The organism is Psychrobacter sp. CX10, assembly GCF_057621575.2.
Genome location: NZ_CM177736.1, coordinates 398,602 through 414,084 on the forward strand (window position 1 = coordinate 398,602; position 15,483 = coordinate 414,084).

The 15,483-nt window shown below is 38.4% G+C and carries 14 protein-coding genes and 1 tRNA gene; 14 read left to right on the forward strand and 1 reads right to left on the reverse strand.

Annotated features, from left to right (window positions below):
• Positions 1-41: 41 nt before the first annotated feature.
• Both AC21OH_RS01590 and AC21OH_RS01595 read left to right on the forward strand, forming a co-directional pair.
• Positions 42-488 carry a hypothetical protein gene (locus AC21OH_RS01590; RefSeq protein WP_487370899.1) on the forward strand — a complete coding sequence of 149 codons (447 nt, stop codon included), beginning with the start codon at positions 42-44 and terminating at the stop codon, positions 486-488.
• 567 nt (positions 489-1,055) lie between these two features.
• Positions 1,056-1,523: an enoyl-CoA hydratase/isomerase family protein gene (locus AC21OH_RS01595; protein WP_487370898.1), complete on the forward strand. Its 468-nt coding sequence runs from the start codon at positions 1,056-1,058 to the stop codon at positions 1,521-1,523.
• Between the two features lie 447 nt (positions 1,524-1,970).
• Here AC21OH_RS01595 and AC21OH_RS01600 read toward each other — a convergent pair.
• Positions 1,971-2,047 (reverse strand) — tRNA-Arg (locus AC21OH_RS01600).
• Between the two features lie 419 nt (positions 2,048-2,466).
• Between AC21OH_RS01600 and AC21OH_RS01605 the strand changes: the two genes are divergently transcribed.
• The 12 genes from AC21OH_RS01605 (at position 2,467) to rimI (ending at position 15,405) form a co-directional block, all read left to right on the forward strand.
• On the forward strand, positions 2,467-3,111 hold the full coding sequence (locus AC21OH_RS01605) for a c-type cytochrome (protein WP_487370897.1): 645 nt from the start codon (positions 2,467-2,469) through the stop codon (positions 3,109-3,111).
• Positions 3,112-3,633: 522 nt separating this feature from the next.
• Positions 3,634-4,599 (forward strand): ABC transporter ATP-binding protein, encoded by a 966-nt coding sequence (locus AC21OH_RS01610; RefSeq protein ID WP_487370896.1) that lies wholly within the window; start codon positions 3,634-3,636, stop codon positions 4,597-4,599.
• A 107-nt stretch (positions 4,600-4,706) separates the two neighbouring features.
• Complete coding sequence (locus AC21OH_RS01615; protein ID WP_487370913.1) at positions 4,707-5,480, forward strand: ABC transporter permease; 774 nt, start codon at positions 4,707-4,709, stop codon at positions 5,478-5,480.
• A 359-nt stretch (positions 5,481-5,839) separates the two neighbouring features.
• A complete protein-coding gene (gene queF, locus AC21OH_RS01620; RefSeq protein WP_487370895.1) occupies positions 5,840-6,709 on the forward strand; it encodes an NADPH-dependent 7-cyano-7-deazaguanine reductase QueF in 870 nt (289 codons plus the stop codon).
• Positions 6,710-7,592: 883 nt separating this feature from the next.
• Positions 7,593-9,308 (forward strand): acetolactate synthase 3 large subunit, encoded by a 1,716-nt coding sequence (locus AC21OH_RS01625; RefSeq protein WP_487370912.1) that lies wholly within the window; start codon positions 7,593-7,595, stop codon positions 9,306-9,308.
• A complete protein-coding gene (ilvN, locus tag AC21OH_RS01630; RefSeq protein ID WP_487370894.1) occupies positions 9,308-9,802 on the forward strand; it encodes an acetolactate synthase small subunit in 495 nt (164 codons plus the stop codon). Before AC21OH_RS01625 ends, ilvN begins: the two co-directional genes overlap by 1 nt.
• Before the next feature lie 240 nt (positions 9,803-10,042).
• On the forward strand, positions 10,043-11,059 hold the full coding sequence (ilvC, locus tag AC21OH_RS01635) for a ketol-acid reductoisomerase (RefSeq protein ID WP_487370893.1): 1,017 nt from the start codon (positions 10,043-10,045) through the stop codon (positions 11,057-11,059).
• A 192-nt stretch (positions 11,060-11,251) separates the two neighbouring features.
• Positions 11,252-11,677: a hypothetical protein gene (locus AC21OH_RS01640; RefSeq protein ID WP_487370892.1), complete on the forward strand. Its 426-nt coding sequence runs from the start codon at positions 11,252-11,254 to the stop codon at positions 11,675-11,677.
• A 346-nt stretch (positions 11,678-12,023) separates the two neighbouring features.
• A complete protein-coding gene (locus AC21OH_RS01645; RefSeq protein ID WP_486536411.1) occupies positions 12,024-12,236 on the forward strand; it encodes a cold-shock protein in 213 nt (70 codons plus the stop codon).
• A 535-nt stretch (positions 12,237-12,771) separates the two neighbouring features.
• A complete protein-coding gene (locus AC21OH_RS01650) occupies positions 12,772-13,521 on the forward strand; it encodes an electron transfer flavoprotein subunit beta/FixA family protein (RefSeq protein WP_486536410.1) in 750 nt (249 codons plus the stop codon).
• A gap of 67 nt (positions 13,522-13,588) precedes the next feature.
• The gene (locus AC21OH_RS01655) at positions 13,589-14,521 is read left to right on the forward strand and encodes an electron transfer flavoprotein subunit alpha/FixB family protein (protein WP_487370891.1); all 933 of its coding nucleotides are present in this window, start codon (positions 13,589-13,591) and stop codon (positions 14,519-14,521) included.
• A 263-nt stretch (positions 14,522-14,784) separates the two neighbouring features.
• A complete protein-coding gene (rimI, locus tag AC21OH_RS01660; protein WP_487370890.1) occupies positions 14,785-15,405 on the forward strand; it encodes a ribosomal protein S18-alanine N-acetyltransferase in 621 nt (206 codons plus the stop codon).
• The last annotated feature ends 78 nt before the right edge of the window (positions 15,406-15,483 follow it).

Sequence of the window (15,483 nt, forward strand, 5' to 3'; positions counted from 1 at the left end):
AATAACTGTCTATTTAATACAGTAACAGATTTGGAGGCGTCATGAATCATGAATTTAGTGGAACCCTGTTACTGAGTATTATCTTAGTTACTTTGATTGTGTTGTTCACATTGGCATTAATTAAAAAGCCAAAACTTAACAATTTCAAGCGGTCACGTGGTTTAAAGAATACTAAGAACGCTAAGTCTGCATCATCTGCATCGCCAAAATTTAGAAGTAAAGTGGGGGAGTTTAGTAACGCTTCGAATTCCCAATTAAAAACCTTAAAAAAACGCGTAGTCAATTTATTTCCATCTTTGAATGCGACCGTCAAGAATCATCAATTGATGCTAAAAACTGGCTCAAAAAAAGTTGCGATGCTAACACTGGATAAAAACGCAGCATTGGGTCGTCGTAAGCTTGGTGATATAACAGTGATTAATTTTCATAGTATGCCAAGTAAGGATGAGCTTAAGATTGAGTTAATTGGCATGGTGAATACGCCTTAGCTTTTAAATGTACTCAAAAACTTTGGCATAAACTTACAAGCTTAAAGTTCTTTAACGCCCTAATTAATTCAGGTGTCATGTACAAATTTAATTGAATTGCACATGAAAAATAAAAAAAGCATTGAAGCCACACGTCTATGAGGTTATTCAAATTCGCAGGCTTGATAGCTTTATAACCTAGGGCGTGTCCCTATTTGCAAATGAAATAAGTTATGGTCTAAAAATGGCTATACTTTCGCCAAACTTTGTTTAATTTCTAGCTAATATGCCTATATTATCTTCGAAATTATTCGTGTTTGACAAAAACCTATCTCATTTTTAGCCACATAATCCAAATAGGGACACACTCTAATCATTTTTAAATATTAAGCTAAGCGTTTTAATGATTTGCAGAGGCCGTTAAATAAAACATGAAAGAAAACTTTAAGGTAAATATTGTTACTGTACTACATCTTTAAATACGACCCTCAAACTTACACTTCACAAGCCGCACTAGCAGCTTATGTTGATTCATAAGTGCCTTTAGCATCCAGTCCTAAATCACTCAAATCCTTTAGATATTTTTCGGTGACTTCGATTAAGGGTTGTTTCCACTCAGGATCGTTTATAGACGAAATTGCGACACTGAGTCCAAAACAAGCCTTACTTGATCCTCGCATGGCAGCATGGCGCCGCATTAGGCAATGCAACACTCCCTTAGCGGCTATTGAAGGTAATTGTCTGGGCGGTGGTATGGAGTTATTGTTCTCTTGCGATTTAGCAGTAGCACATACTGATGCAAAGTTTGGCCCATCAGAGCTCAAGTTAGGCATTATACCAGGGGCAGGGGGCACGCAAATTTTGCCTAGATTGATTGGTAAAGATAGAGCAGCGCGGATGGTTTATACAGGGGAGATAATGCCAGCATCCAAAATGTATGATTGGAGCGTAATGATAGACTTGTCTGATGACAATATGTTGGAGCAAGCGAGGACGATCGCTACCAAAATCGCTAGAAACGCCCATTTGCAATCAGTCAAGCTAAACGATCCTTGAACAATTCGGTATAAATGAGGTTAGAGACAGCCATGAATTTTGAGCGTCAAGCCTTTTCGCTGCTGTCTTCTACTGAAGACAAAGTAGAAGGCATAAGTGCATTTAAAGAAAAACGTCATGCTATATTTAAAGGCAAGTAGATGTATAAGGTTAGTGGGTTCAATAGGTTTATATCAGTGATAGGTGTTGTGTTGTGTAAATATACCCCAAAATAACTTATTACAGTCAAATGCAGGCTGATTTTTAGCCCATCAAAACTTATTTTTTAACCAAATAAGCTGAGCTAAAGCCACTGCTTAGAAAAGAGTTGAGGGAGAGGAAGGTATTTATCTATTTATTTGTGTTATCTGTCTACACCATTATCGACTAAATGTATGGCCACGTGAACAAGAGGATTTGAGCAAACAATAGAACGAAGTTAAATAAATAGGATGAGAAAATTTATAATGGTGCGCTTGGCGGGAATCGAACCCACGACCCTCGGCTTCGGAAACCGATACTCTATCCAACTGAGCTACAAGCGCATGATTTGAGCCGTGTAGTTTACCAAAACTCTGTCATAAAACCAATGTTAACCTTCGATTATACTAAATAACATAACCCGTAGGTATTGGATGCAAGCTTAACTATTTTTTGCTACATTATAAGGTTATAAAAGTTAGACTTAATAAATAGTGTTCGACTAAATAGAGTTTAGTAGAGTTTTTTATACATTTTAATAAGAAGATATTTGGCAATTTTATCTTTTGTCGAAAGAGTCACTATACAAATATGGCTTTTAAATGCTATTTACCCTTATAATATTAGGGAAAAGAGCTTATGATACTTAGTTATTAATAATTTTTGATTAATTCTTCTAATCAAACGCGACTTTCCAGGCCTATTAACTACTTTATTTGGTAGATTATCCCAGAAATGTTGCTCTAAAATGAGATTGTGACGCATGAAAAAAATCGCGATGCTAACCGCCGCTGCTATCCTTGGTCTATCCAGTTATTCTATGGTTCAAGCGGACGATCTGGTCGAACTTCCCACACAGTCTAAAGAAGTTGCTGATGTTAAAGGCACGGCAGCCATTTCTTCTAATAGTGAAACTAATGAAGCTACTGACGAGGCGGCAGTCACTGGTGATGTAGAAGCTGACCAAGAAGTTGACGCTGAAGCTACTCAAGAAGCCGAAGCTGAAGTTCCTCAGGATCCACCGCATGTTCAAAAACTAATTGCTCTATATCCTAATTTAATTGATCGTATACGCCCTTATGGCAACGTTTGTTTTGCTGGTGATAAAAACTGTGATATTACTTTAGTCTCAAGTTCAGCGGGTTCTGCGGATGATCCTCGCGATGGTGAAGCGGTTTATAATGCGGTATGTCAAACCTGTCATGCAACGGGTGTAGCCGGTGCGCCTCCTATTGGAGACAGTGGCGCTTGGGGACCTCGTATTGCTAAAGGCACAGACACGCTTTATGATCATGCTATAAATGGGTTCCAAGGTGAGAGCGGTAATATGCCGGCACGTGGAGGTGCGGACATTCCTGATGAAGAAGTTACCAATGCTGTGGACTTCATGATAGAACAGTCTAGTTAATAACTCCTTCATCTTTACCGTTGTTATACTGAACTTAAACTAAGTGATTTATTAACAACGATAAGATAGGGCATTAGTGGCTGTACCCAAGTCAATAATCAATCAAGGTACTTACTTTATGGTAAGTGCCTTTTTGTTTATTGTTTAAGTTGTTTTTATTTGGATTTTTTAGGTTCTAGTTCTTTACTCAAGTTATTCAGGTTCAAATAATACTTATTTAGATGATTTGATTTAAAGTCTGTGGCTAAAATTTTTACGTATAGCTGATTAGGGATTTAATTATTTGGCGTTGTACTAATCTTATAAACGCTAAGGTTTAATTCAGTAATTTTATCTCCATATACCTCTCAACTCGTATAACATCACTACAAACAGTTAAGACGTTATGCGGAAACAATGAGTGTCAAGCGACTTGGTTTTGAGCAAATTGTCATTGTGAACAAACATCAATTTAGAGCCATTAGCCATTTAGAGCGAATAAAAAGCTAACATTAACAAACAACTTTCTGAAATAGGGATCCCATGACTCATTCTACGCCTGCCTTAGAAGTTAAGAACCTAACCAAAGTCTATGGAAATGGTTTTGCCGCCCTTAAAGATGTCAGTCTAACGGTGCCTCAAGGCGGTTTTTTTGCTTTATTGGGACCCAATGGCGCTGGTAAATCCACCATGATAGGCATTATTAGCTCATTATTTAAGCCTACAGAAGGTAGTGTGTCTATCTTTGGTACAGACTTGTTAACACAGCCCTCTATTGCCAAACAGTATTTAGGTATCGTGCCGCAAGAGTTTAATTTCAATCAGTTTGAAAAGGTACAAGACATACTGCTTACCCAAGCAGGCTACTTTGGAATCGCCGCTAAAGACGCTAAGCCTAGAGCCAAAAAGTTATTAACTGCTTTGGGTCTTTGGGATAAACGTGATAACAAAGCACGGGAGCTTTCAGGTGGTATGAAACGCCGGTTAATGATTGCTCGTGCGCTTATTCATAAGCCAAGATTACTCATTTTAGATGAGCCTACCGCAGGTGTAGATATCGAGCTACGGCGTTCGATGTGGGACTTTATGCAGCAGATAAATGAGGAAGAAAATACAACCATCATTTTGACGACTCACTATTTAGAAGAAGCGGAGCAATTGTGCCGCCGAATTGCGATTTTAGATCATGGTGAGATTCGTATTAATACGGAAATGAAGGATTTATTAGCGCAATTGTCAGTTGAAACTTTTGTTCTTGATTTGCATAAACCCTACACTAAAACCATAGAGTTAACCGGCATAACCGCCGTCACCCAACCCGATGAGCAAACTATTGAAGTCACCCTCACCGAAGGTGAGTCATTAAATAGTGTGTTTGAACAACTTAGCCTGCAAGGGGTTGAAGTATCGAGTATGCGAAATAAAGCCAACCGTCTTGAAGAGTTGTTTATGCGTTTGGTCGAAAAAGGGGTAGAAGGTAAGGACAGTATGAAGGAGGCGGGACTATGAGTGATTTGCAACGTAATGCATTAAATGAAAATACATCAAACGTAAATACAGTAAACGAAAAGACAGCAAACGAAGATACAGTACGTAAGCCTAACGACAATGAAGGCTTGAGCTTGTCGCAAAAGTGGATTGCTTTTCGCACCATTCTTATCAAAGAAGTTCGGCGTATTTTACGGATCTGGCCTCAGACGTTGCTGCCCCCAGTGATTACCATGAGTCTTTATTTTGTAATTTTCGGCAAGATGATAGGATCACGTGTCGGTGAAATGGGCGGCGTGCCTTACATGCAGTTTATTGTCCCCGGTCTTATTATGATGTCAGTCATTACTAACAGTTACTCAAACGTGGTCTCTAGCTTTTTTAGTGCAAAATTCCACGGCAGCATCGAAGAGCTGTTGGTATCACCTGTGTCCAAGCATTCTATATTGTTAGGTTATATTAGTGGCGGTATCTTTAGAGGGTTAATGATCGCGTTGATCGTTTCTATCGTTGCTCAGTTTTTCACCCAGCTGGGTATAGAGCATTTTTTCATAATGCTATTTACAGTCATTGGCACCTCAGTGTTATTTTCATTAGGTGGGTTTATTAATGCGGTATTTGCGCGTTCATTTGATGATATCTCTATTATTCCAAGCTTTGTACTGACACCACTGACGTACTTAGGCGGTGTGTTTTATTCTTTAGAGAATTTGTCTTCATTTTGGCAAAACGTATCGTTATTAAACCCAATAGTTTATATGGTTAATTCTTTTCGCTATGGAATATTGGGTTATTCTGATGTGAATGTGTGGTATTCCATTTTTGCTATTTTTCTGTTTTGTCTTATTTTTTACGTGATCGCTTATCGTCAGTTACAAGATGGCTCACGCATTAGGTTGTAACTTTAACTGTATTTTGCACTTTGGAATTTATAGCAAATACGTTTAGGGTCTGTTGAACATTCAAATATTAGGACTGCTGATAGCTAAAATTGTTCCAGACTAGGCGTAAATCGTCGATAATGCCCGAAGCGTATTGGACCATAGCTAGGGTTACAACAACGTTTGGGACAATTTTAGCATCAGCCCTGCGGGGCGGGTATATTTTTTGCCAATATATTGCGAAATTTTTTAACTTAGAATGACTAAGCGTCAAAAATTTCCCTGCATATTGCCTAAAAAATAGCCACCGCCAGTTCCACATTTGAATGTTCAACAGACCCTAATAACATCCATATTCGATATCTATTGTAGGAATTTTTATGAGTATACATGGCGTATTAGGAGAGAGCACAAGCTACCCGACCACTTATCAGCCAGATACGCTTTATTCCATACCCCGATCTAAAGGCCGAAATGAAATTAATTGGCATTCCAATAAGCTTAAGCAAGGTGTTGATTGGTGGCATGCTTTTGAAGTGTCTTGGCTTAACAATCAAGGCGTGACGCAGGTTGCTATTGCAAGATTTACCATTCCTGCGAGTTCTACTAATATTGTAGAATCCAAATCTTTAAAGCTTTATCTCAATAGTTTAAATTTCACTAAGTTTGCGAGTTGGGAAGCTGTTGAACAAACCATTGCAAGCGATTTGTCAGCTTGCGTTGAAGACGCTGTCGATGTGGATTTGTTTCATCCTGATACGATTAGCAAAGATGATCCGCATCATTCAGGCTTCTTGATAGCCCATCCGCAGGGTGAATGCATTGATGATGCTTTAGATGACACAGATATAGAAGCCGAACTGGTTGAACATCCAGATGTTAGCTTACTTAAAAGTCAGGATGGTAACGTGGGCTCAGAAGTAATTGAGTACGAATGGTATTCAAATCTTTTACGCAGTAATTGCCCGGTGACCAATCAACCAGATTGGGGTACGTTAGGCATTAAAATGACCTCTAAAAGTACAATCGATAAAGCAAGTTTACTGGCATATATTCTAAGCTACCGTCAGCACAATGGCTTTCATGAGCAGTGCGTTGAACAAATTTTCAGCGATTTAACCCAAATATATGTTCCAGAAACTTTGATAGTACGTGCTTGGTATACACGCCGTGGTGGTATAGACATCAATCCTTGTAGAGTCAGTGATATGAATTTACTGCCATTACCGAGTCGATTGGTACGCCAGTAGGTTAGACGATTTAGCCACTCATTCGTTTTAGACCCTAGCGTCTGAGATTAGACCCTAGCGCCTGAGATCAGACTCTAGCGCCTTAAAAGAGTCAATAACGATACCGATGCGCTCAATGTTAAATAAATAAACATTTGACGCCCTATTAAATTTATTTAGTTGACAACACAATCAAAACATAACATCATGGGCTTTTTGATTAGTCAGTTATCCTGCTCTACCGAGTTAGGTAACTTAAAGTAACTACCGATGTTGGATTACCATCCCCATTATGGTGTTAACTTTTAATGTGATGATTGAATAGCACGATTTTATGTGCTAGTTCAATTCAAGGACTTATCGGTCTACAGTGGCTAAGTTGCCAGTCTGGATTTACAATAGTTTTGTATATTCGGAGTGGTGGGTATAAATAGTTATACCTTTTAACCCGTATTGTGTACCAAGCTTTACTTACGTATTGTTTAAACCGTGCATAAATCTCGTTAAATTCTTAAAACTGTCTTACGTCATCTCTATTAGATAGCACAGATTGCTTAATCTGACTATTCGTGATTATAAGATGACACGTAAGAGCTCTCTTCTAGAGTATAGTTTATTCACTGAACCTTTATCCGTATATCACATGGCTAATGCCTGATGGTATTTTTGTCATGTCTATAGAGCTAATAATTAAGCTAGATATGATTTGAGATAACCGTTTAAAATATGTTTTTTGGAAGCTTTTATGCTTTCAAAACATTAAAACATCCCGCAATAAATAAAGGTGATGACAGTGACTCAAACAACTCAAAGTCCTAATATGACAGGGCACACACAAACTGCACACGCTGCAATTAACTTTGGTAAAAAGCGTGAACTCCTAGAGCATGGCGAAGGGCCAATTATGCTGTCAGGGGGTGAAATGCTAGTTCAATCTCTTATAGATGAGGGCGTAGAATATATCTTCGGTTACCCTGGTGGTGCTGTATTGCATATCTATGATGCAATTTTTAAACAAGACACCATTGAGCATTTATTGGTACGTCATGAGCAAGCTGCTGGACATATGGCTGATGCGTACTCACGTAGAACGGGTAATACAGGCGTTGTCTTAGCCACATCAGGCCCTGGCGCTACCAATACCGTCACTGCCATTGCCACTGCCTTTATGGATTCAATTCCTATGGTAGTCATTTCTGGACAAGTACCTAAATATCTGATTGGTGATGATGCATTCCAAGAAACGGATATGGTAGGCGTATCTCGTCCTATAGTTAAGCATAGTTTTCAGGTGAGACATGCCAGCGAAATACCAGAGATTGTTAAAAAAGCATTCTATCTTGCTCAATCTGGCCGTCCGGGCCCAGTTGTTATTGATATTCCAAAGGATACAACAGCGCCGCATGAAAAGTTTGAATACAATTATCCAAAGTCAGTAAACATGCGCTCTTATCAGCCTTCTGTCAAAGGTCATACAGGCCAAATTAAAAAGGCGATTGAAACGCTTCTTGCCTCAAAGCGTCCTGTACTATATGCAGGTGGCGGCGTTATCTTGAGCAATGCACATAAAGAATTGACTGAGCTTGCGCACAAATTAAATCTACCGGTTACCAATACATTGATGGGTCTTGGAGGCTTCCCAGGCTCTGACCGTCAGTTCATTGGTATGCTAGGTATGCACGGTACTTATGAAGCGAACATGACCATGCATCATGCTGATGTGATATTAGCCGTTGGCGCACGCTTTGATGATCGAGTCACTAATAACGTTCAAAAGTTCTGTCCAAACGCTACTATCATTCATATAGATATCGATCCTGCCTCTATTTCTAAAACGATTAATGCCGATATTCCTATTGTAGGGGATGTAAAAGCGGTTCTAACTCATATGAATGATCTGTTAGAAGGTGATGACAAGCAGCTAGACCAACCTGCACTATTAGACTGGTGGTCACAGATTAATGAGTGGCGTAAACGGCATGGACTACGTTTTGATACCAGTACCGAGAACGGCATGAAGCCTCAAGCAGTGGTAGAAAAACTCTATGAGCTTACCGATGGTAAAGCAATTATCACCAGTGATGTGGGTCAGCATCAAATGTTTGCCGCCTTGTATTACAAGTATGATGAGCCGCGTCAGTGGTTGAACTCTGGTGGTCTTGGCACAATGGGCGTTGGCTTGCCTTACGCAATGGCCGCTAAGCTGGTTGCACCTGAGCGTGATGTAGTGTGTATAACGGGTGAAGGCTCTATTCAGATGAATATTCAAGAGTTATCAACCTGTTTCCAATACGGACTACCGGTTAAGATATTATGCCTAAATAACGCCCAGCTAGGTATGGTAAAACAGTGGCAAGATATGTTGTATGAAGGTCGTCACGCATCATCATATATGGAGTCTCTACCAGATTTTGTAAAACTTGCCGAAAGCTATGGTCATGTTGGTGTTAAAATTACTGATCCTGAAAAGCTTGATGAACAACTAGCAGAAGCGATGGCGATGAAAGATAAGCTGGTCTTTATTGACGTTTATGTTGATCGTAACGAGCATGTTTATCCTATGCAAGTGGCCGGACAATCTATGCGCGATATGTGGTTATCAAAAGGGGAGCGTACCTAATGCAACAACATTTAATTTCTGTACTTATGGAAAACGAAGCGGGGTCGCTTTCACGTCTAGTGGGGCTATTTTCACAACGTGGTTATAACATCGAAACCCTTAACGTCGCACCGACTGACGATGATACTATCTCTCGCTTAACCTTAACGACCAATGCCAGTACCGATAAGATTGAACAAATCACCAAGCACTTGCATAAACTTATCGAAGTCATTAAAGTTATTGATTTAACAAACAATGCCCATGTAGAGCGAGAGCTAATGCTCATTAAAGTACGAGCTACAGGCAGTGCAAGATCTGAGGTAAAACGTAGTGCTGATATCTTCCGTGCGCAAATTGTAGATGTTACCTCAAGTATTTATACGCTACAAATAGTAGGCGATGAAGCAAAACTTGATGGCTTTATAGAAGTCATTGGGCGTGAACGTATTCTAGAAGTGGTGCGTTCAGGTGTGATTGGTATCTTACGTGGCGAGCGTACGCTTAGTGTATAAATTCAAAGTCATGGGTGTATTTTAACTATCCTTATGATTTAATTTTTTTATTTGCGTATAAATGCAATTGGATTAAAAAAGCAACTGATGTATAAAAAGTAAATAATTAGGAATAGTGCTAAAAACAATTATTTTTTATAACATGACACGATAAGCACGTATAATCAGATAAATAACACTTGTATTACCCTATCATTCATTAATTTCAAATCAATTTGAAAGTTTATTAAAGGACAAATTATGAACGTTTATTACGATAAAGATTGTGATCTATCAATCATCCAAGGTAAGAAAGTAGCCATTATTGGTTATGGTTCTCAAGGTCATGCACACGCATTGAATTTACAAGATTCAGGCGTTGATGTGACAGTTGGGTTGCGTGCAAACTCTGGCTCTTGGAAGAAGGCTGAAAATGCTGGCTTAAAAGTAGCTGAAGTTGCTGACGCTGTTCAATCTGCTGAAGTAATTATGATCTTAACGCCAGATGAGTTCCAAAAATCTTTATACGAAGACGTTATTGAGCCAAATATTAAAGAAGGCGCAACCTTAGCATTCGCTCATGGCTTTGCTATTCACTATAATCAGGTTGTACCGCGTGAAGATTTAGACGTCATCATGGTAGCGCCTAAAGCACCAGGTCACACGGTTCGTTCTGAATTTACTAAAGGCGGCGGTATTCCAGATCTTATCGCTATCTATCAAGATGCTTCAGGTCAAGCTAAACAAGTGGCATTATCTTATGCAGCTGGAGTTGGCGGTGGTCGATCAGGTATTATCGAAACTACTTTCAAAGATGAAACTGAGACTGACTTATTTGGTGAGCAAGCGGTACTTTGTGGTGGCGCTGTAGAACTTGTTAAGATGGGTTTTGAGACGTTAACAGAAGCAGGTTATGCACCAGAAATGGCTTACTTTGAGTGCTTACACGAGCTTAAGCTTATCGTCGATCTTATGTACGAAGGCGGTATTGCGGATATGAACTACTCAATCAGTAACAACGCTGAGTACGGTGAATACGTAACAGGTCCAGAAGTTATTAATGAGCAGTCTCGTGAAGCCATGCGTCATGCCTTAAAGCGCATTCAGTCTGGTGAATACGCTAAGATGTTCATTACAGAGGGCGCAACAAATTATCCATCAATGACAGCGCGTCGCCGTAATAATGCTGATCATGAAATCGAAAAAACAGGGGCTAAGCTGCGTGGTATGATGCCATGGATTGGTGGTAATAAAATCATTGATAAAGATAAGAACTAGTTTCTCATTAATATCATCTTAAACAAGCAGGCTTAAAATTTAAGCTAAATGTTTATTTCTCGATTTTTATGTAATATATAATTTATACGTAAAATATAGGCCCACATGCTAAATTGTCATGTGGGTTTTTTAATGAAACGACAATATTGACGTGCCTACTCAAACACTTAATGAAAAGGATATTATTAAATAATGGAGATACGAGATATTACGCTAACTAATCTTGCACTGATTTACATCGCTTGTAGTGCTTTGGTCGCGTTGCTGATTATTATTGAAGGTAATATGCTCAAAAAAACGCAAGGCAAATTACCAAAGTCTAAGTTATTCGCCATTAGTTCGGCAATAGAGACGCTGTGGCTGCTCGTATCAATAGTGGCTATTTACTGGCTAGATTTAGAATCAATACAAAAGGCTGTGCCATTTGCTTATATTATATATACGGTTTTTGGCTGGATATATGGGTCTCGGCTCTTACGCAAAGGTGGTATGCCTGAGTCGACTGATAAGCTCATCATTCCTAAATCGTATATAGCGTTTAGCCAGTCTTTTGCTATGTGTTATGCGCTCTTATGTATGGCAGTACTCATGACATCCTTACTATCATTTAATAAGTAGATGAATCAATTAATTTAAAAGGTTACATCATTATTACGAAAAGCATATATATCGATTATATATTACCTCATATAAAACTAGGATAAGCGGTTTAAAGCTGTTATACTATCTGACAGTAAGTAAGTTACTTTTTGAATGATTAGCAATGCTAGTTGTTCAAACATGACTGCGTTTAAGTAGAAGTGTAAATAAGTAGTTATTTATTAGAGTTAGTGATTAGAACCAAGATTAGTCATATTCTAATTAAGACTACTCTAAATTACGCTTATACGGGTTATATTACTTTTGTAATTAATCTACTAAGCATCATGACTATAGTTAAATCAATTATATATTAGGAAAAGTTATGTCAGAACGTGTTCAAGGTACTGTTAAGTGGTTCAACGAAGCTAAAGGTTTTGGTTTCATCGCTCAAGACGATGGTGGTCAAGACGTTTTTGCTCATTACAGTGCTATTCAAGGTAGTGGTTTCAAAACCCTAGCTGAAGGTCAAAAAGTATCTTTCGTACTAGGCCAAGGCCAAAAAGGTCCACAAGCTGAGCAAATCGAAGCTGAATAATTTCTTTAGGTAATACCTAATGATATATACATTAATTATCTAAATAGATGATGATGTATTTAAAAGACAACCTTTAGGTTGTCTTTTTTTGCGTAATTTTTATAAATATTTAAGGCTATTCATACTGTTTAGAATAACGTCAATTTGGAAAGTTGCACCTAGGTGGCTACAAAATATTTTAATGAAAATCCTATTTAAAGCGTCATTAAGAATTTATGACCCTTTATTCACGTCGAAAGCTTGACCTATCAAAGCCTGTCACGCAATATATTGACGTTCAATAAATAATAATTATTTGTGCACCTTATTCACTATCATTTCATCTCTGCAACTGTGTGGATATATAACCTGCTCTATCTATACCACCTTAATTAATTAAATAAATGATGAATAGTATTCGGAATGTAGAAGTTAATTAAACTCTTACAAATTGAAATTTTAATTTGTAAATATTCTAGATATTATAGAGTTAGTAATGAAAGCCATATAATTTTTTTATTCTAAGATAATTCATAACATAATAAACGAGGAACGTATGAAAGCATTAGTCGCTGTTAAGCGTGTTATTGACTATAACGTAAAAGTTCGTGTTAAAGCCGATAATTCAGGTGTCGACCTGAGCAATACAAAAATGTCTATCAACCCTTTTTGTGAAATTGCGGTTGAAGAAGCAGTACGTTTGAAAGAAGCTGGCGTTATTGACGAGATTATTGTCGCATCAATCGGTCCTAAAGAAGCCCAAGAACAGATTCGTGCTGCTTTAGCGTTGGGTGCTGACCGTGGTGTGTTAGTTGAAACTGATGACAAACCTTATCCGCTTCAAGTTGCTAAGATTCTTAAAGGTATTGCTGAACAAGAAGAGACTGATATTATCTTACTTGGTAAGCAAGCTATTGATGATGATAACAACCAAACAGGTCAGATGCTTGCAGCGCTAATGGGTATCGGTCAAGGTACATTTGCTTCCGAAGTCAGCGTCGAGGGCGACACTGTAAATGTTACCCGTGAAATTGATGGTGGTTTACAAACGGTTGCGTTACCATTACCAGCTGTAATTACTACTGACCTTCGTCTTAATGAGCCACGTTATGCGAAGCTTCCTAACATTATGAAAGCTAAGAAAAAACCATTAGATCAAAAGACCCCAGCGGACTTTGGTGTCGATATGTCATCAAAGCAAGAAGTCATTAAAGTGACGCCACCACCTGAGCGTTCTGAAGGTATTAAAGTGGGTTCAGTTGATGAGTTAGTCGACAAGCTAAGAAATGAAGCTAAAGTTATTTAAGATACTGCCCTCATTCTATCGCTTAACCTCATAAACCCATATTAAATTTTGAAAGGATTATATTCTCATGGCAATTTTAGTATATGCAGAACATGATAACAAAGAGCTTAAAAAAGCCACTTTAAATACGGTAACCGCTGCCTCACAGATGGGTGATGACATTCATATTTTAGTGGCAGGTTCAGGCTGTCATCCAGTAGCTGAAGAAGCTGCAAAAGTTGCAGGTGTTTCTAAAGTATTTTGTGTAGATAGCCCAGCATACGAATATCAATTGGCTGAAAACATAGCTTTGTTAGTGAAAGATTTTGCTGATGATTATAGCCACATTATAGCGCCTGCAACTACCAATGGTAAGAACTTCATGCCACGTGTTGCTGCGCTATTGGATGTCAGTATGATTACTGATATTATGCAAGTTATTGATGCCAATACGTTTGAGCGTCCTATCTATGCCGGTAACGCTTTAGCAACTGTTAAGACTTCTGAAGATAAAGTACTTGTCACTGTACGTACAACCGCCTTTGATCCTGCTGATGCAGAGGGTGGTTCAGCTACTGTTGAACAACTCGATAACTCACATGATGCGGGTAAATCAAGTTTTGTTAAAGAAGAGCTTGCTGCATCTGATCGTCCAGAGTTAACTTCAGCTGAGATTGTAGTTTCAGGTGGTCGTGCTTTAGCAAATGGTGAAAACTTTACTAAATACATCGAGCCATTAGCTGATAAATTAGGTGCTGCTATTGGTGCTTCGCGCGCTGCTGTTGATGCTGGTTATGTACCTAACGATATGCAGGTTGGTCAAACGGGTAAAATCGTTGCACCAAACCTATATATCGCTGCTGGTATTTCAGGCGCTATTCAGCATTTAGCAGGTATGAAAGATTCTAAAGTTATTGTTGCCATTAACAATGACCCAGAATCACCGATTGCAAGCGTTGCTGATTACTTCTTAGAAGCAGACTTATTTGAAGCGCTACCTGAGCTGACAAGCAAGCTGTAATACATTAAGACACGCGCTATCTTGATCCAAAGCCTTCAACGCTATGTTGAAGGCTTTTTTTATGGCTTAACTTCATTCTGTTCTGCTTTATACTATAGTCAAAGAACTTTAATGTAGTCACAAGGCAACCGAGTGCAAGTACTACTGGAGTAGGCTTAACGAGGTTAACACCGTGACTCTTTATAAGTTCGCCGACTATAGACATTAAGCTTAAAGAATAAGCTCGTTAAATATTATATATATTAATAAGTGAAGTATGGTCTATGCAAAATTTTCCCAAACCTTCTATTTATCAGATCACTGCTAATCAAATTAAAGCGCATAAAGTTGATATGATGCTGTTGCAGCAAGTTATTGAAATAGAAAAGCTGGTTCAATTCGATAGCTGGAGCTATCAACTAATTCAAGAGCTATTGAAGTTAGACATAAATCAGTGTTGGTGTGTTCTAGCAGATGACATTCTAATTGATACTGATACTGATACTGATACTGATACTGATAAAAATACTGACCTTGCTGAAGATGTAAATTCAAATACATGCATAAAGCAAAATGCTAATAAGCAGGTAATGGCATACTGTATTATTAGTATGGTATTCGAAGTAGCCGAAGTATTACGTATTGGAACCCACCCAAGTTATCAACGTCAAGGTTTAGCGATAAAGTTGCTACAAGTGTTAATAGATAGTATGCAAAACAATAACCTTGAAAGAATACTCCTTGAAGTTCGTGCTGATAATTTTCAAGCCATAGCGCTATATAAGAAGCTGGGGTTTAAAATCATTCATACGCGTAAAAACTATTACTCAATCCCCACTGGTAACGATAAGGCGCCGAGTAGTAATACGGATGCGTTAATTATGCAATATGAACGGGAAGGGTAGAGATAAGTCTAAGGTGAAGGTTAAGGGAATATGTAAAAGGTGGAATCGATTAATGCTATTGCCACTTAATTTTAGAGT